The organism is Bradyrhizobium diazoefficiens (genome assembly GCF_016616235.1).
In the GTDB taxonomy this organism is placed as follows: Bacteria; Pseudomonadota; Alphaproteobacteria; order Rhizobiales; family Xanthobacteraceae; genus Bradyrhizobium; species Bradyrhizobium diazoefficiens_H.
In genome coordinates this window covers 233,822-250,598 of record NZ_CP067100.1, presented here as the reverse complement: position 1 = coordinate 250,598, position 16,777 = coordinate 233,822, and the positions used below count along the sequence as shown (strand labels likewise).

Below are 16,777 nucleotides of genomic sequence, written 5' to 3'. Positions count from 1 at the left end.
GCCATTCCAGAGCATCACGCCCTCAAGGTGCCGTCGGTCTTCTTCGTAACCTCCGCCACGATCTTCGCGGCGACGGCCTCGATCTCCTGGTCGGTCAGCGTCTTCTCGCGCGGCTGGAGCGTCACGGCGATGCCGATCGACTTCTTGCCGTCATCGATGCCCTTGCCTTCATAGACGTCGAAGACGTTGACGCCGGTGATCAGCTTTTTGTCCGCGCCTAGCGCGGCGCGGACGATGTCGCCCGCCTTCACGGAACGGTCGACGATGAACGCAAAATCGCGCGTAACAGGCTGGAACGCCGACAGCTCGATCAACGGTTTGGCGCGGGTCGGCTTCTTCTTCGCCTCGGGGATGCGGTCGAGGATCACCTCGAACACGACAAGCGGACCGTCGGCGCCGAGCGTCTCCAGCGCGCGCGGATGCACCTCGCCGAAGTAGCCGAGCACGTTCTGCGGACCGATCTGGATCGTGCCGGAGCGCCCCGGATGCAGCCAGGCCGGTCCGCCCGCGACAATCTGGAGCGCCTGCATCGGCGCGCCGGCAGCCGCCAGCACCGCCAGCGCATCGGCCTTGGCATCGAACACATCGGCTTGCGCCGAGCCCGTCCAGTGCCGGCCGAGGCCTTCCGAGGAGGCAAAGCCGCGGCGCACGCCGCTCGCCGCCATGAACTGGTCCTGCGGCCGATCGCCTTTGAAAACCTGGCCGACCTCGAACAACGCGACATCGCCAAAGCCGCGATCGGCATTCGCTTGTGCTGCCGAGATGAGCCCCGCAAGCAGGGTCGGGCGCATGTCGGAGAGGTCGGACGCGATCGGGTTGGCGACTTCGAGCTCGCGCTGGCCGCCGCCGAACAATTCTGCCGCAGCCTTGGTGATGAACGACCACGTCACGGCCTCGATGATGCCGCGGCTCGCCAGCGCGCGCCGCGCGCGGCGGGTGCGCAGCTGCAGCGGCGTCAGCACGGACTTGCGCGCGTCCTCACCGCGTTCGAACGGCGTCATCGGCACCTTGTCGACGCCGAAGATGCGGACGATCTCCTCGACGATGTCGGCCTTGCCGTGCACGTCGGAGCGCCACGACGGCACCGCGACCTTCACGACCGGGCCGGGGCCCGCCATCATGAAGCCGAGATGGGTCAGGATGCGCTTCATCTCGGCTTGCGGCACCTCGATGCCGGAGAGGCGCTTCACCTCCGTGACCGGGAAATCGATCACGCGGTCGTCGCCAAAAGCCTTGCCGACCACGACGGTCTCGGACGGCGCCCCGCCGCACATCTCCATCACGAGTTTTGTCGCGAGCTCAAGCCCGGGCACCATGAAGGCCGGATCGACGCCGCGCTCGAAGCGGTAGCGCGCATCGGAATTGATGCCGAGCTTGCGGCCGGTCTGGGCGATGTTGATTTCGTTCCACAGCGCGGACTCGATCAGCACGTCTGTGGTGGTCTCGTCGCAGCCCGAAGCTTCGCCGCCCATGATGCCGGCGAGCGATTCGACGCCGTGCTCATCGGCGATCACGCATATGGTGGGATCGAGATTGTAGGTGCGGCCGTCGAGTGCCAGCAGAGTCTCGCCGTCGCGGGCGCGGCGCACCACGAGATTGCCCTTGACCTTCCTGGCGTCGAACACGTGCAGCGGCCGCGCGCGGTCGTAGGTCATGAAGTTGGTGATGTCGACCAGCGCGTTGATCGGGCGCAGGCCGATCGCGGTCAGCCCCTTCTGCAGCCACTCCGGCGACGGCCCGTTCTTGACGCCGCGCACGAGGCGCAGCGCGAAACCCGGGCACAGCGTCGCGTCCTCGACCGCGACCTTCACGGGACAAGGGAATTCGCCCTTGATCGGCTTGATGGTGGGGTCTTTGAACTTGCCCATGTCGGCGGCGGCCAGATCGCGCGCGATGCCGTGCACGCCGGTGCAGTCCTGCCGGTTCGGCGTGAGGTTGATCTCGATGACGGGATCGCCGAGCGCGGCCCATTCGGCGTAACCCGCACCGATCGGCGCGTCCGCCGGCAATTCCATGATGCCGTCATGGTCGTTGGAGATCTGCAATTCCGCCGCCGAGCACAGCATGCCGCGGCTCTCGACGCCGCGGATGGTGCCGACGCCGAGCGTGATGTCCTTGCCCGGAATATAGGTGCCTGGGGGCGAGAACACGCTGACCAGCCCCGCGCGCGCATTCGGCGCACCGCACACGACCTGCACCGGCGCGCCGCCGTCGCCGGTGTCGACCATGCAGACGCGCAAGCGATCGGCATTCGGATGCTGCTCGGCCGAGATCACCTTGGCGATGGTAAAGGGCTTGAGCGCCTTCGCCTTGTCCTCGATGTTCTCGACCTCGAGCCCGATCATGGTGAGCTTCTCGGCGAGCTTGTCCAAGGGCTCGTCGGTGTCGAGATGATCTTTCAGCCAGGAGAGGGTGAATTTCATGGCTGCTTTTTCTCCAGGGAGGCGGTCTGCTCCCTCTCCCGCTTGCGGGGGAGGGCTGGGGTGGGGGCTCTCTCCGCGATGGCGGTCGCGATTGTTTCGAGAACGCCGCCACGATTGGACATGACATCGAGATTGCTGAAGCGGACCACCTTGAAGCCCTTCGATTCGATCGCGGCCGAGCGACGCGCATCGGCGCGCTCGCCTTCATCCGAGAAATGCTGGCCACCATCGAGTTCGATCACGAGCTTGGCTGCATGGCAGACGAAATCGGCAATGTAGTTTCCGATCGGCACCTGGCGGCGGAAAACCACACCGTTCAATCGACGGGCCCGCAGCTCCGACCAAAGGATTCGCTCTGCGTCGGTCGAATTGCGCTTGAGTGCGCGTGCGTTGGCGCGCAGCTTGGCCGGCACTTTCCAGTCCGGATGCTTGGGATCAACCATTGGCAGCCCCATTGCGGAGAAACCCTCTCCCCAACCCTCCCCCGCAAGCGGGGGAGGGAGTTCGACCTGTCGAGCGGCCAGGGGGTACGTATCCATGCGAACGCCAAGCGCACGCTCTATCCATTCCCTCCCCCGCTTGCGGGGGAGGGTCAGGGAGAGGGTTCTCTCCGCGAAGGGAACGGAGAGGGTCACCGCGTGGCCAATCCCCGCCATCACGCGCTCAGCCCTCCCGCCAGCGTCGGCACCTCGAGTGGCTTGAAGCCGTAATGGGACAGCCAACGGACGTCGCTGTCGAACAGCTGGCGCAAATCGGCGATGCCGTATTTCAGCATGGCGATGCGGTCGATGCCCATGCCCCAGGCAAAGCCCTGGTACTCGTCGGGATCGATGCCGCAGGCGCGCAGCACGTTCGGATGCACCATGCCGCAGCCGAGAATCTCCAGCCAGTCCTCGCCTTCGCCGAAGCGGATCTCGCCCTTGTCGCGGCGGCACTGGATGTCGACTTCGAGCGACGGCTCGGTGAACGGGAAGAACGACGGGCGGAAGCGCATGTTGATGTGGTCGACCTCGAAGAACGCCTTGCAGAACTCGTGCAGGATCCATTTGAGATGGCCGAGATGCGAATGCTTGTCGATGACGAGGCCTTCGACCTGGTGGAATTGCGGCGTGTGGGTCGCGTCCGAATCGATGCGGTAGGTGCGGCCCGGGCAGATCACGCGGATCGGCGGCTTCTGGCTCAGCATGGTGCGCACCTGCACCGGCGAGGTGTGGGTTCGCAGCAGCATGCGCGAGCCGTCCTCCTTCGGATGGAAGAAGAAGGTGTCGTGCATCTCGCGCGCCGGATGGCCTTCCGGAAAATTCAGTTTTGTGAAGTTGTAGTCGTCGGTCTCGATATCAGGGCCTTCGGCGACCGAGAATCCCATGTCGGCGAAGATCGTGGTCAGCTCGTCCCAGACCTGGCTCAGCGGATGGATGCGGCCGGCATCCGTCGGCGCATCGCGCAGCGGCAGGGTGACATCGACGGTCTCCGACGCGAGCCGGGCATCGAGCGCTGCGGACTTCAGCACGTCGCGCCTTGCGGCGAGCGCCTCGGTGACCTTGTCCTTGGCCTGGTTGATCGCGGCGCCCTGCGTCTTGCGCTCATCCGGCGACATCTTGCCGAGCGTGGCAAGCAGCGCGGAGATCGAACCCTTCTTGCCGAGGGCGGCGACGCGCACCGCTTCGAGCGCGGCTTCGTCGCCGGCGGCGGCGATCTGGTCGAGGATGGATGTTTCGAGCGTTGCGAGGTCGGACACGGTCGGATCCTTTCAAAAGGCTGCCGGTTGTGGCCGCAGCCGGGCCGGAACGTCAAGCCGGATAGCTGTCGTAAATGCAGGGCATTTGGCCTCTATAGGCATGGCTGGCACCAACCTGACGAAGGAGTGGGCGATGCGTCTACGATCTTGCCTGGCCGGACTGGCCTTGGCTCTCTGGGGAAGTGCGGCCTACGCTGAGGAATGCCCGGCCAAATCGACGTCGATGGAGGACATCGTCGCCGTCCTCAACGCGGCACCCGGCTGCGACCGTGCCATGAAGCTGTTCGAGGCCTGCGCCTATGGCGCCAGCGGCGACGTGCAATTCGGCGAAGCGGTCGAGAAGAAGTGCGAAGCCGATTTTGCCGGCCAATTGAAGCCGCCGCAAAAGCTCAGCTATCAGCGCGCGTTGGGAGCTTGCGACCGCAAGTACCGGAACAGGTCCGGCACCATGTATATCTCGGCGACAGCCTTCTGCCGGGCGAAGGTCGCCCAGCGCTACTCCCAGCGAGCACTGAAGGCTGCGGGCCCGAAGGCCCGCTAGCACAAGCCTCAGGCGGCGAGCGCAGCCTTTTAGGCAGCCAGAGCGGCCTTGGCCTTCTCGGCGATCGCCTGGAACGACGCGGGCTCGTTGATCGCGAGATCCGACAGCACCTTGCGGTCCACGGTGATTCCGGACTTGGCCATGCCGTCGATAAATCGGCTGTAGGTCAGGCCGAACGGACGGACGGCAGCGTTGATGCGCTGGATCCAGAGCGCGCGGAAGGTCCGCTTCTTGCGCTTGCGATCACGGAAGGCGTATTGCTGGGCCTTCTCCACGGCCGGCTTGGCGGCGCGGATGGTGTTCTTGCGGCGGCCGTAGAAGCCCTTGGCGGCCTTGTAGACTTTCTTGTGCTTGGCGTGGGCGGTCACACCGCGTTTGACGCGAGACATGACAAGATCCTTCAGAGATGACTTTGGTTATCGGATCGCCGCGGGATGCGCGGCACGGTTGGCAATGATCGTGGACGCGATCAGGCGTTCGGCAAGAAGTACTTCTTGACGTTGTCGCCGTCGGTCTTGAACAGCACGCGGGTGCCGCGGAGCTGACGGATCTGCTTCTTCGTCCGCTTGATCATGCCGTGACGCTTGCCGCGCTGGGCGTGCATCACTTTGCCGGTGGCAGTCACCTTGAAGCGCTTTTTGGCGCCCGATTTGGTCTTCAGCTTGGGCATTTGGCTCTCCTCATGGCCACAACAGAAATCCGCCCGTGAAGGCGGCTGGCCGTTCAAAATGCTCGTTAGAGCGTTGATTGTGCTCAGGTTTTTGCGAACGAGCGCAAAACCCGCACGAAACACCGCCACGGCAGCCCTTAATCAGCCGGGCGATGAAGGCTGGGCTTATGACAGAGGACAAGCTAATTGGCAACGATGAACCGGCGGGAACCTGCCCGCCGACAAGCGGCGGACAAGAGCGGAGGAGGTGAAAAACAAGGCGGCCCGCCGGATGTCCGGACGGGCCGTTGATTTCTCAATTCTAAATGTCTCAGCCCTGAATAGCCGGCGTCAGCGCGGCGCCAGCACCATGACAACCTGACGGCCTTCGAACCGCGCGTCCTGCTCGACCTTGGCGAGCTCGGCGACGTCGGTCTTGATCTTGTCCAAAAGCTTGGTGCCGATCTCCTGATGCGCCATTTCGCGGCCGCGATAGCGCAGTGTGATCTTGACCTTGTCGCCCTCTTCGAAGAATCGCTGCATCGCGCGCATCTTCACGTCGTAATCGTGATCGTCGATCATCGGGCGGAGCTTGATCTCCTTGATCTCGACGGTCTTCTGCCGTTTGCGGGCTTCCGCGGCCTTCTTCTGAGCGGAATACTTGTACTTCCCGTAGTCCATGATCTTGCAGACGGGAGGACTGACGTTCGGCGAAATCTCGACCAGATCCATGCCGGCTTCCTGGGCCATCTTGATGGCAAGGACCGTCTCGACCGTGCCCTTGTTGTCACCGGTCTGATCGATCAGCTGGATCTGCGCATTGCGGATATCATCATTGATGCGCGGCCCGTCTTTGCTGGCAGCGGGCGGAGCTTTATTAGGACGGCGAATGGGTGGTTCTCCAAAGTTGTGAAAGAGGCGGCTATCTTGAAGGAAGATGCGTTTGCCGGCAAGCAACTCGCTCGTGCGCGAGGCGAAAAAGCTTCAAATGCGAGGCATTTCGGCCACGCCTGCGGGCACGCTGATCGACATAGACACCTTGCTTCTGTTCCGCAAGCGTCCCAAAGGGACCGGCAACGGTTACGCGATCGTATGCGGGCCGAACCGCTGAAAACCGCACAGCCAGAGTAAACGTTCCATGACCAACGCAATTCCTGATGCCGTGCTCGACTTCATCGATGTGGGCGAGGGCCCGTCCGCGCGCAAAATTGCGGTGCGCAGCCGCCGCGGACAGGGACAAAGTCAGGGGCCTGGACTGGTCTGGCTCGGCGGCTTCAAATCGGACATGCAGGGCGGCAAGGCCCAGGCGCTGGATGCCTGGGCCGGGGAGCACGGCCGCGCCATGGTCCGGTTCGACTATTCCGGCCATGGCGAATCCAGTGGCGATTTCGCCGATGGAACTATCGGACGCTGGCTCGAGGACAGCGTGGCGGTGGTCGAACGGTTCTGCGAGGGACCGCAGGTGCTGATCGGCTCCTCCATGGGCGGCTGGATGGCGCTGCTACTCGCGCGCGAGATCAGGAAGCGGCAAGAACAACAGCAAGAACAACAGCAAGCCAAGGCGTCGCTGGCGGGCCTCGTGCTGATCGCGCCGGCGCCCGATTTCACCGAAGAGCTGATGTGGAAGAATTTTTCGCACGCGGTGAAGAAGGAGATCGAGACTAAAGGCTTCTGGCTGCGACCGTCAGACTATGGCGACGGCTCGCCCTACCCGATCACGCGAAACCTGATCGAGGAGGGGCGCAATCATCTCGTGCTCGGCAGCGCCATCGATCTCGGCTGTCCCGTCCGCATCCTGCAAGGCGCTAGGGATCCCGATGTGCCGTGGCAGCACGCCTTCGCGCTAACCCACCGCCTGCCGGCCGACGACGTCGTGCTGACTCTGATCCAGGACGGCGATCATCGCCTGTCGCGCCCGCAGGACATCGCGCGCATTCTTGCCGCGGTCGCGGAGATCGGGTGATTGTGTCTCTCAGCATCCGGTGTCGTCGCCCGACCTTGATTGGGCGACCCAGTCTTCCGGAGGCCCTCGTGCTTAGCTGAGAAGCCGCGGCGTACTGGATGCCCGTCAAGCCGGGGCATGACAGAAACGGGGAAGGAGAAATGCAGATGACCACAACTGCGATGCTGCGCGCCTTTTGCGATGCCGTCGAGCAGCGCAACGGCCGCGCCTTTGCTGAGCTCTTCACCGAGGACGGCATCTATCACGATGTCTTCTACGGCGCCTTCGAAGGCCGCGCGAAGATCGCCGTGATGATCGACGACTGGTTCTATCGCACGGCGACCGATTTCCGCTGGGACATGCACGATCCCGTCACGGACGGCAGCACGCTCTATGCGCGCTACACGTTCAGCTATCGCTCGACCTTGCCGGAAGCGAACGGCGCGCGGGCGATGTTCGAGGGCGTCGCGATCATGACGCTGCGCGACGGCAAGATCGCCCGTTATCACGAGGTCGCCAACACCGCGCCGGCGTTTGTCGATTTGAAATTTGCGCCTGAGCGCATTGTCAAGATCGTCGCCAAGCAGGGCGCGGAGCTGAAGGCCCGGCCGGAGATGAAGCGGCATTTGGCGTAGGTTCCTCCTCTTGTCATTCCGGGGCGCGCACAGCGCGAACCCGGAATCCATCGGGCCGCAACGACGGTGGAGAAATGGATTCCGGGCTCGCGCCAAGTGGCGCGCCCCGGAATGACGGGGAGAGTTAAACCTTACGGCGCCGCCGGCTTCGCCATCGGCTTGCGCTGCGCCAGCGCGGCCACTGTCGCGGTGCCGATCGCGCCCTTTTCGTCATAGAGCCAGCATTCGCCAATCGCGATGCCGTCCGTGGCCTGGTGGTTCACCACCTCGAAACCGATCCAGTTCGTCACCGGCAGCCGGTGCAGGTAGATCGTCACGTCGCTGTTGATGTAGCCGAGCCCCTTGTCGCCGGCATTGGCGAACGGGCTGGCGAAATCAGCGCCGGTGGCGACATGCACGAATGGCGTCATCGGCACGCCGGCGACGAGCTCGCGCACCTCGCTCATCCAGAGCCGGCGCGGACCGAGCGAGCCCATGTGGCCGACGATGGGCCGCGTCGCCCATTTGCCGTTCATGCCGAGCCGGGGATCGGTCGGTTTTGGAATGTCGGCTGGCTTCGGCACGTCCCAGTTCGGCGGCGACCACACGTTGCCTTCAGGATTCTGCGTCCGCCGCAGCAACTGGCACGAGGCGCGCGCCATGCTGACGCCGCCGGAGACAAACTCCGCCTCCACGACCCGAATGCGCAGACCGTCGCGCACAAGCCGCGTCGTCACCTCAATCGGCTTGTCGATGGTCGGCAGCCGGAACATGTCGACGGTGAGCCGCGCCGGCACGAATTCAGGCCCCGAATGGCGCTCCTCGATGGCGAAGCCGAGCAGGCCGACGATGACGCGACCGTGCAGCGATTTCGGATCCCACGGACCGTTGGCCACTTCCGTCGGATGGAATGTATCGCCCTCGCGGGTGAAGAAAGGCATGTTTGTCATGGCGCGCGAGATTGCGGGAATGCGCGAGGAAATCAAGTGTGGTGAGGCGCGCGCACCGTCGCCACAACAATGGTGTCATCGCCCGGCTTGCCGTCTTCGCTAAAGCTTCGCCGGCCGAGCACCCTTGTGGTCCGGCGTAGCCTTGGCGGAGCCGGGACCGGGCGATCCAGTACTCCGAGGCGGCGGTGATGGAGCCGAGAAGCCGCGGCGTACCGGATGCCCCGGTCAAGCCGGGGCATGACAGCGAGGATCAGGAAGCGGCTCGCCACTCCTCGCGTACGCCCTCGTCTTGCTCGGTGGCAATTGCGTTGGCCTTGAGCGCTTCAAACTCATCTGGCGACGCCAACTGGCTCAGCGCCCACACCGCAGCCCCACGGACCAGCGGACTCGCATCCTCCAGCAAGCGCCGAGCCTCTCCGGCCAGCGCCACCTCACCAGAGTTGCCGATTGCGATCAGGACGTTGCGCAAAAATCGATCGCGTCCGATGCGCTTCACCGGGGACTTCGTGAACAGCGTGCGGAACGCGGCGTCGTCCAGTCGTGACAGCTCGGCCAGGCCGGGCGCACGCAATTCGTCACGCGCGGCGAGCTTGGCTTCCCGTCCCTCCTGCGCAAATTTGTTCCAGGGGCACGCCGCGAGGCAATCGTCGCAGCCATAGATGCGATTGCCGAGGCTCCTGCGAAATTCGCGCGGGATCGGTCCCTTGTTCTCGATGGTCAGATACGAGATGCAGCGCCGCGCATCGAGCTTGTAGGGCGCGGGGAAGGCCGCGGTCGGGCAGATGTCGAGACACGCCCGGCACGAGCCGCAATGATCGATCTCGGCATCGTCGCGCGGCAGCTCCAGCGTGGTGTAGATCGCGCCGAGAAACAGCCAGGAGCCGAACTCGCGCGAGACCAGGTTGGTGTGCTTGCCCTGCCAGCCCAGATGCGCGGCCTGCGCCAGCGGCTTCTCCATCACAGCGGCGGTGTCGACGAACACCTTCACCTCCGACGGCACGGCGGCGACCAGCCAGCGCGCCAGCGCCTTCAGGCGCTTCTTAACGAGGTCGTGATAATCGTCGCCCTGCGCATAGACCGAGATCGCCGCGCGCGTGCGCTGCTTCAGGATCGCGAGCGGATCCTGGTCGGGCCCGTAATTGACGCCGAGCATGATCACGCTGCGCACGTCGGCCCACAGCCCGCGCGGATCGACCCGGCGCTCGGGGCTTGCGGCCAGCCAGTCCATGTCGCCATGGCCGCCTGATGCGATGAATTCGAGGAAGTATTTGCCGGCAGTTTCGATCGTGCCGGGCTCGGTCACGCCGATGCAGTCGAAGCCGAGCGCCTTTGCCTCAGCCGTCAACTTCGCCTTCAATTCAGACAGATCGGTAGCGCTCAGAAATCCAGGTCCACATAGGTCCGCGACGCCGGCACGCCTGCCAGCCATTCGCTCAGCAGCGGACGGAACGACGGGCGGGATTTCACCCGCGCGTACCACGCCTTTGCTGCGTCGTCCTCGCTCCATGGCACGTCGCCCAGATAGTCGATCGCCGAGAGATGCGCCGCGGCGGCGAGATCCGCGTAAGTGAGCCGGTCGCCGGCGAGGAAATTGCGCGTCTGCGCCAGCCAGCCGATATAGGCCAGATGATAGCGTACATTGGCCTTCGCCGCGCGCATCACGTCGGCCGAGGGTGCGCCGCCGCCATTGTCCTCGCTCATGAAGCGCTTGTAGATGCGCTCGGTGACGAGCGGATGCGAGACCTCCTCGAAGAACTTTTCGTTGAACCAGGCCATCAGCCGGCGCACCTCGACGCGCTCGGCAATCGTCTCCGGCATCAGGCGCTTGGGTCCCATCTCGGCGCCATAGGCCTCATCGACATATTCGGCGATGATGGCCGCGCCCGGGATCGGCGGCTGCTCGTCGTCCACCAGCACGGGCGTCGTGCCGGCGGCATTGAGCAGCAGAAATGCCTCGCGCCGTTCCCAGCTGCGCTCCTCGACCAGCTTCAGATCGAGCCCGTATTCGCCCGCGATCAGGCGGATGAAGCGCGAATGCGGACAGAACGGATGATGAAACAGCGTAAACATGAAGCCTTTGACTATGTGATGGTGCTTAAGAATCCATCAATGTTTGTGCGGCGCCACACTAGTCCGTCAAAACCGCGAGGCAAGGGTGTGGCGGCGCATTTTGCGATTGCAGCATTGTGGGGAATAGGCCAGAAGAGCCCCGCTTTTCCAGCGGAAATGGACCGTAAATATGTCAGACACAATACGGGCAGTGATCCTCGGCATCATCGAGGGTGTGACCGAGTTCCTTCCCGTGTCCTCGACCGGCCATTTGCTGCTTGCGGAGCGCTTCTTCGGCCTCGGCGAAGGCGCGTTCTGGGATTCGTTTACGGTTCTGATCCAGCTCGGCGCAATCCTCGCGATCGTCGGGCTGTACTTCAAAAAGCTCTGGGACGTTGCGATCGGCACGTTCACCGGCGATGTCTATGCGCGCCGCTTCGTGATCGGCGTGCTGGTGGCGTTCCTGCCGGCGGTGGTCGTCGGCCTCGTCGCCGGCAAATACATCAAGAGCGTGCTGTTCAATCCGTGGGTCGTGTGCTTCACGCTGATCGTTGGCGGCGCCATCCTGCTCTGGGTCGACAAGCTCGACCTCAAGCCGCGCGAGCATGACGCCACCAAGTTTCCGCTGCTGACGTATCTCTATATCGGCATTGCGCAGTGCGTCGCCATGATCCCGGGCGTGTCGCGCTCCGGCGCCAGCATCGTCGCCGCGATGTTCCTCGGCGCCGACAAGCGCGCGGCGGCGGAATTCTCGTTCTTCCTCGCCATCCCCACCATGATCGGCGCGTTCGCCTACGATTTTTACAAGAACCGTTCCGAGATGACGATGGACCATATGGGCATCGTCGCGATCGGCTTCGTGGTGTCGTTCGTCACCGCGATCATCGTGGTGAAGACGTTCCTGGAATACGTCACCCGCCACGGCTTCGTGGTGTTCGCCTGGTGGCGCGTTATCATCGGCACGCTCGGCCTGATCGCGCTGGCGCTGGGACATTAACCTTTAGAAGCGCGTTGAGCCCCGTAGCCCGGATTGCGCTGCGCTCCATCCAGGCTACGCTGCTACCGCGCCTTCAACGCAAAATAAGCTTTTGATCGGTAGGCAGTTTCCGGAGCGGGGCCGTGCGCACCCGGCACAGGAGCTGAACCATGACTCTCGTCAGCGGCTGGGGGCGTTTTCCGGTCGTCGATAGCGACGTGCTGCGCCCGCGCTCGTTCGCGGCAGTGGACGAAGCTGTGATGGCCGGCTCGGTGGCGCGGGGCAACGGCCGCGCCTATGGCGATGCCGCGATCGGTGCTGTCAGGACGATCGGGATGACCGGGTTCGACCGGGTCAGGTCGTTCGATGCCGCGACCGCGCGCGTCCGTCTCGAAGCCGGCGTGCTGCTGTCGGACCTGATCGACACTTTTGGCCCGCGCGGTTTCCTGCCCTTCGTCGTGCCCGGCACGCGTTTCGTCTCGGTCGGCGGCGCGATTGCCGCCGACGTGCACGGCAAGAACCATCATTGCGAGGGCGGTTTTGGCCGCTATGTCGACAGCATCCTGCTGCGCACCGGACAGGGCGAGGTCATCGAGGCCTCGCGCGAGCAGAACTCCGATGCCTTCTTCGCGACCATCGGCGGCATGGGCCTCACCGGTATCATTCTCGAAGCGACATTGCGGCTGCGCCGGGCCGAAACGGGGTGGATCCGCGAACGCGTGATCTGCGCATCCGATCTCGACGCCGCGATGCGCGCGCTTGATGCTGGCGACTCTGCGACTTATTCGGTGGCGTGGATCGATTGCGCCGCGCGCGGGCGCGATCTCGGCCGCTCGCTGATCTATCTCGGCGAGCACGCGCGCCGCGACGAGCTGGCGGACGGCGCCGCTGCATTTCCGGTCGGCAAGAATCCCGGGCTCGGCGTGCCCTTCGACTTTCCGTCAATGACACTGAACCGTTATAGCATCCGCGCTTTCAACGAGCTCTACTACCGCATGGGCGCGCGGCGCGCCGGCGGCAGCCATGTGGTCTCGCTCTATCCCTACTTCTTTCCGCTCGACGCGATCGCCGAGTGGAATCGCATCTATGGCAGGCGCGGCTTCCTCCAGCATCAATGCGTGATCCCGGAAGCCAGCGCGCGCGCCGTGCTCGCTGACATCCTCGACCGCGTTGCGCGTCGCGGCGATGCCTCCTTCCTCGCGGTGCTCAAAAAACTCGGCCAGGGCGACGGTATCCTGTCGTTCCCGCTGCCCGGCTACACGCTGGCGCTGGATTTCCCGGTGAAGGGCGACATCTTGAATTTTCTCGACGAGATCGACCGCCTCGTCGTGGGGGCCGGCGGCCGGCTCTACCTGGCGAAAGACGCGCGCCAGGCGCGCGCGACGTTCGAGGCCGGCTATCCCGCCCTGTCGCGCTTCAACGCGATCCGCAAATCGCTCGATCCCGCCTGCAACATCCGCTCCAAACTTTCACAACGCCTGTTCGATGAGGTGTAAGCCGTGACGTCACGCAAGATCGCACTTGTGCTCGGTGGCTCCTCCGATATCGGCCGCGCCGCGGCGCGCGCCTTTGCCAGGGCTGGATACGATGTCGGCCTTGCAGGCCGCGACGTCACTGCGCTGGAGCCCGACGCCGCTGATCTGCGCGCGCGCTACAATGTCGAGGTCGGCCTCTATAAGTTCGACGTGCTCGACACCGCTTCGTTCGATGGTTTTGTGAGTGGCCTTCCCGTCTTGCCCGATGTCATCATCTCGATCGTCGGCCTGCTCGGCGTGCAGCAGAATGCCGAGAGCGATCTCGCGCACGCGACCACGATCATGCGCTCGAACTACGAGGGGCCGTCGCTGATCCTCGGCCTGTTCGCCGAAAAGTTTCTGGCGCGCGGCACCGGCACCATCGTCGGCGTGTCCTCCGTCGCCGGCGATCGCGGCCGCGCCTCGAACTATGTCTACGGCTCGGCGAAAGCCGGCTTCTCCGCCTTCCTCTCGGGCCTGCGCGCCCGCGCCAGCCGCGGCGGCGTGCACGTCGTCACAGTGAAGCCTGGGTTCGTTCGCACCAAAATGACGGAAGGCATGAAGCTGATCGGCCCGCTCACGGTGGAAGCGCCTGTCGTCGGCGATGCCATCCTCAACGCCGTCGAGAACAAGACCGACGTCGTCTACGTCAGCGGCAAATGGCGCCTCGTGATGCTGATCATGAAGGCGCTGCCCGAGGCGGTGTTCAAGAAATTGAAGTTTTGATGTTTGAAGAATGGCGCTGTCGCCCCGCCCTTGGTGCGCCCCCTCGCCCCATTCTTACGGGGAGAGGGTTGGGGTCATGGGCGCTAGGTTATGCGTTTGTGTAGATAGTCGCATTGTTTTCTGCGCCGGCGTGGCGGTTCGCAGAAGTGCCGGCGGGCTCGGGTGAAGAGATTACAGAAAGCCTGCCAGAGAAGTGGTCCACGAATGGCGGCACGAACGGTCGCCAGGGCGATCTTCATGAGGCGCCAACGCGATGGGCTTGCTTGTGGTGGTTCCGAACTCAGAGGGGAAAGAGTCCGGGACTTGCCCGGCGATCTGTTCAGCGATGATGGCGACGATCAGTCTGGCGTAGATCCACGCCCGCGCAAGTTCAGGCTTCTTGGCTGGCAGCATGTCGAGCCCGGCTAAGCTCTTGAACCGCTTGAATGCCAGCTCGATCTGCCAGCGGAAGCGATAGAGGGCGAGGACATCGGCCGGTGGGAAGGTGGCGACTGGCAGCGAGGTAAGGAGAAGAATGTACTTCGCCGCCTCGAGACTGCGTGGATCGGGTTGCTTGCCGCGCTTCTTGGCATCCTTGAGCAGGCGCTTTCGCTCGGTTTCGGCCTGCTCCGGCGGCTTGCGTCGCACGACGAGGCGCAGGATCAGCGGCTCCGGCGGTGGAGTCTTTGTCTGGCCCTCGTGGACGCGAACTTGCAGCTCGCTTTCCTGTTCCGACTGAGCCGCGAGAGCGGCAAACAGATCAAAGGGCTCGCCATTGGCCTGCAACAGGCGCAACGAGTTCCAGCCAGTCCGCACGATGAAGTCTGCACCGGCTTCGATCACCGGCCGCAGATCGCGCGGCCTCGCATAATAGCGGTCGCCCAGCACGATATCGCCGTGTGCGTAGGTGAGGCGCTGAAGATTCTCCGCGCCATGCACGTCGGTTAGCTCAAGCTGATCAACCTGACCCGTTGCCAGATCGTAGCCGACGTGCAGCCGCCACGTCGTACGGTCAGCTCCCGGTTCGCAGATCGAGGTTCCGTCGAGTGCACGCAGGCGATACCCAACCCAGCTCCCCGCCGTCATTTTGGCCTGTTCGGCGATCAGCGCAGCCACAATGTCACCAAGCCAGGGCGCGGCTTTACACAGCCGATCGAGCAGTGATGGATCGGACAAACGGACGATGCCGCCGGCTTCCGCCCACACACACGTCTCACGCAGCGACATGCCCAAGCCGCCATAGGCAAGCGCCAACCGCAACAGCGTCTCGGCGTTCTTAATCTCCCGCGCCCGGGTAAAGGCTCCGCGTAACCGCGCCGTGGCTTCCAGGTCGAAGCCTCCCGGAAGTCGCGCACTCACCTCCGGCCAATGATCCAGAATCTCAGGACGAATCTTCATCCCAAGTTTGAATCATATCGAGATTCTTCGTGTCCAGAGCTAAACCTAGCGCCTATGAGGGTTGGGGTGAGGGGCCTCTCTCCACACGAGAGGTCGCCGAGAGACTTGTGCCCCCTCACCCGGATCGCAAGGGCGATCCGACCTCTCCCCGCAGGCGGGGAGAGGTTAAAAAGAAAACTCACACGCCCATGCGCTGGAACTGGCCCTGCGGGCGAAAGCGCCAGAGATATTGCGGGGCAATCGCTTCCAGCGAATCGGCCGTGATGCCGAGGCCTTCCAGCGTCAGCCCGGCGGCCTTGGCCGCATCCGACACGACGTTGTCGCGCTCGAGCAGCGTGACCTGGTCCGGCGTCAGCTTGAACGCGCCCGGCGCGAATTGCAGGAAGTTGGCCTGGAAACGGGCAAGGCCGAACGGCAGCGGCACGAGCATGCGCTCGCGGTCGGTGATCTCAAGGATGGCCTCGATGATCTCGCGCATCGTCAGCACTTCCGGACCGCCGAGCTCGTAGGTCGCCCCCGCCTTGGCCTTGCCGTCGACCGCATCGGCGATCGCGGTGGCGACGTCGCCGACATAGACCGGCTGCATCCGCGTGCTCCCGCCGATCAGCGGCAGCACCGGCGAGATCCGGGCCAGCGCCGCAAAGCGGTTGGTGAACTGGTCCTCGGGGCCGAACATCACGGACGGGCGGAAGATCGTCGCCGACGGCACCGCCGCCAAGACGGCGGCTTCGCCGGCCGCCTTGGCTCTGGCATAGCGCGAGGGCGATTGCGCGTCGGCGCCGATCGCCGAGACATGGATCAGGCTCGCACCCACCGCTGCGGCCGCCTTGGCGACGGTCTCGGCGCCCTTGGCCTGGACCGCGTCGAAGGTCTGGGCGCCACTCTCAGCCAGCACCCCCACGAGATTGATCGCGACATGCGAATCGCGCAGCGCCGCCTCGACCGAGGCCGGATAGCGCAGATTGGCCTGGACGGCGTGGACCTGCCCGAGCTTGCCGGAGGGCTGGAGGTATCCGGCCAGTTCCGGCCGCCGTACCGCAACACGGACCCGGTAATCCCGCTTGCACAGGGCGCGGACGACATTCCGGCCCAAAAACCCCGATCCGCCGAAAACCGTGACCAGCGTGTCCAGATTCGATGCCATGGGAGCCATTCCTGCAGGAAGAGTGCGTGTTATCAGGCTTGTATCGGGCCGGTTTGCGATGCGCAATCGGCAAGCCGAACCACGGCTCAAGCATGAATTGACAACCGCGTCACTGAACCGTAGTAACCGCCCCC

18 protein-coding genes are annotated in these 16,777 nt (G+C 64.3%); 7 read left to right on the top strand and 11 right to left on the bottom strand.

Annotated elements, in window-relative coordinates; translation table 11 throughout:
• Positions 1-14 precede the first annotated feature (14 nt).
• The 3 genes from pheT to pheS form a co-directional block, all read right to left on the bottom strand.
• Positions 15-2,423: a phenylalanine--tRNA ligase subunit beta gene (gene pheT / locus JJB99_RS01110; protein WP_200496992.1), complete on the bottom strand. Its 2,409-nt coding sequence runs from the start codon at positions 2,421-2,423 to the stop codon at positions 15-17.
• The gene (locus tag JJB99_RS01105; protein ID WP_200496991.1) at positions 2,420-2,866 is read right to left on the bottom strand and encodes an endonuclease domain-containing protein; all 447 of its coding nucleotides are present in this window, start codon (positions 2,864-2,866) and stop codon (positions 2,420-2,422) included. Before JJB99_RS01105 ends, pheT begins: the two co-directional genes overlap by 4 nt.
• Before the next feature lie 212 nt (positions 2,867-3,078).
• On the bottom strand, positions 3,079-4,161 hold the full coding sequence (pheS, locus tag JJB99_RS01100; RefSeq protein ID WP_200496990.1) for a phenylalanine--tRNA ligase subunit alpha: 1,083 nt from the start codon (positions 4,159-4,161) through the stop codon (positions 3,079-3,081).
• A 133-nt stretch (positions 4,162-4,294) separates the two neighbouring features.
• Between pheS and JJB99_RS01095 the strand changes: the two genes are divergently transcribed.
• Entirely contained in the window at positions 4,295-4,702 is a 408-nt protein-coding gene (locus tag JJB99_RS01095) for a hypothetical protein (protein WP_200496989.1), read from the top strand.
• 29 nt (positions 4,703-4,731) lie between these two features.
• On the opposite strand, the gene rplT is transcribed toward JJB99_RS01095, so the two are convergent.
• The 3 genes from rplT to infC form a co-directional block, all read right to left on the bottom strand.
• A complete protein-coding gene (gene rplT, locus JJB99_RS01090) occupies positions 4,732-5,091 on the bottom strand; it encodes a 50S ribosomal protein L20 (protein WP_195801407.1) in 360 nt (119 codons plus the stop codon).
• 80 nt (positions 5,092-5,171) lie between these two features.
• Positions 5,172-5,372 carry a 50S ribosomal protein L35 gene (gene rpmI / locus JJB99_RS01085; RefSeq protein ID WP_008539890.1) on the bottom strand — a complete coding sequence of 67 codons (201 nt, stop codon included), beginning with the start codon at positions 5,370-5,372 and terminating at the stop codon, positions 5,172-5,174.
• Between the two features lie 330 nt (positions 5,373-5,702).
• Positions 5,703-6,242: a translation initiation factor IF-3 gene (infC, locus tag JJB99_RS01080; protein ID WP_085969949.1), complete on the bottom strand. Its 540-nt coding sequence runs from the start codon at positions 6,240-6,242 to the stop codon at positions 5,703-5,705.
• A gap of 52 nt (positions 6,243-6,294) precedes the next feature.
• Between infC and JJB99_RS01075 the strand changes: the two genes are divergently transcribed.
• From JJB99_RS01075 to JJB99_RS01065, 3 genes are all read left to right on the top strand, one after another.
• Positions 6,295-6,462: a hypothetical protein gene (locus tag JJB99_RS01075; RefSeq protein ID WP_200496988.1), complete on the top strand. Its 168-nt coding sequence runs from the start codon at positions 6,295-6,297 to the stop codon at positions 6,460-6,462.
• Between the two features lie 27 nt (positions 6,463-6,489).
• Complete coding sequence (locus JJB99_RS01070) at positions 6,490-7,314, top strand: alpha/beta hydrolase (protein WP_200496987.1); 825 nt, start codon at positions 6,490-6,492, stop codon at positions 7,312-7,314.
• Positions 7,315-7,460: 146 nt separating this feature from the next.
• Complete coding sequence (locus JJB99_RS01065) at positions 7,461-7,928, top strand: nuclear transport factor 2 family protein (protein ID WP_200496986.1); 468 nt, start codon at positions 7,461-7,463, stop codon at positions 7,926-7,928.
• 131 nt (positions 7,929-8,059) lie between these two features.
• Here the strand turns inward: JJB99_RS01065 and JJB99_RS01060 are convergent, their stop codons facing one another.
• From JJB99_RS01060 to JJB99_RS01050, 3 genes are all read right to left on the bottom strand, one after another.
• Positions 8,060-8,857, bottom strand: a complete 798-nt coding sequence (locus JJB99_RS01060) for an acyl-CoA thioesterase domain-containing protein (RefSeq protein ID WP_200496985.1) — start codon at positions 8,855-8,857, stop codon at positions 8,060-8,062.
• Between the two features lie 250 nt (positions 8,858-9,107).
• A complete protein-coding gene (gene queG / locus JJB99_RS01055; protein ID WP_200496984.1) occupies positions 9,108-10,286 on the bottom strand; it encodes a tRNA epoxyqueuosine(34) reductase QueG in 1,179 nt (392 codons plus the stop codon).
• On the bottom strand, positions 10,235-10,927 hold the full coding sequence (locus JJB99_RS01050) for a glutathione S-transferase family protein (RefSeq protein ID WP_200496983.1): 693 nt from the start codon (positions 10,925-10,927) through the stop codon (positions 10,235-10,237). Before JJB99_RS01050 ends, queG begins: the two co-directional genes overlap by 52 nt.
• A gap of 169 nt (positions 10,928-11,096) precedes the next feature.
• Between JJB99_RS01050 and JJB99_RS01045 the strand changes: the two genes are divergently transcribed.
• From JJB99_RS01045 to JJB99_RS01035, 3 genes are all read left to right on the top strand, one after another.
• Positions 11,097-11,903 (top strand): undecaprenyl-diphosphate phosphatase, encoded by an 807-nt coding sequence (locus JJB99_RS01045; RefSeq protein WP_200496982.1) that lies wholly within the window; start codon positions 11,097-11,099, stop codon positions 11,901-11,903.
• A gap of 149 nt (positions 11,904-12,052) precedes the next feature.
• The gene (locus JJB99_RS01040; protein WP_200496981.1) at positions 12,053-13,378 is read left to right on the top strand and encodes an FAD-binding oxidoreductase; all 1,326 of its coding nucleotides are present in this window, start codon (positions 12,053-12,055) and stop codon (positions 13,376-13,378) included.
• 3 nt (positions 13,379-13,381) lie between these two features.
• Positions 13,382-14,122 carry an SDR family oxidoreductase gene (locus JJB99_RS01035; protein WP_200496980.1) on the top strand — a complete coding sequence of 247 codons (741 nt, stop codon included), beginning with the start codon at positions 13,382-13,384 and terminating at the stop codon, positions 14,120-14,122.
• A gap of 171 nt (positions 14,123-14,293) precedes the next feature.
• On the opposite strand, the gene JJB99_RS01030 is transcribed toward JJB99_RS01035, so the two are convergent.
• Positions 14,294-15,499, bottom strand: coding sequence for an IS4 family transposase (locus JJB99_RS01030; RefSeq protein WP_200495226.1), 1,206 nt, complete (start codon positions 15,497-15,499; stop codon positions 14,294-14,296).
• A gap of 178 nt (positions 15,500-15,677) precedes the next feature.
• Positions 15,678-16,643 (bottom strand): complex I NDUFA9 subunit family protein, encoded by a 966-nt coding sequence (locus JJB99_RS01025; protein WP_200496979.1) that lies wholly within the window; start codon positions 16,641-16,643, stop codon positions 15,678-15,680.
• Positions 16,644-16,777: the final 134 nt, after the last annotated feature.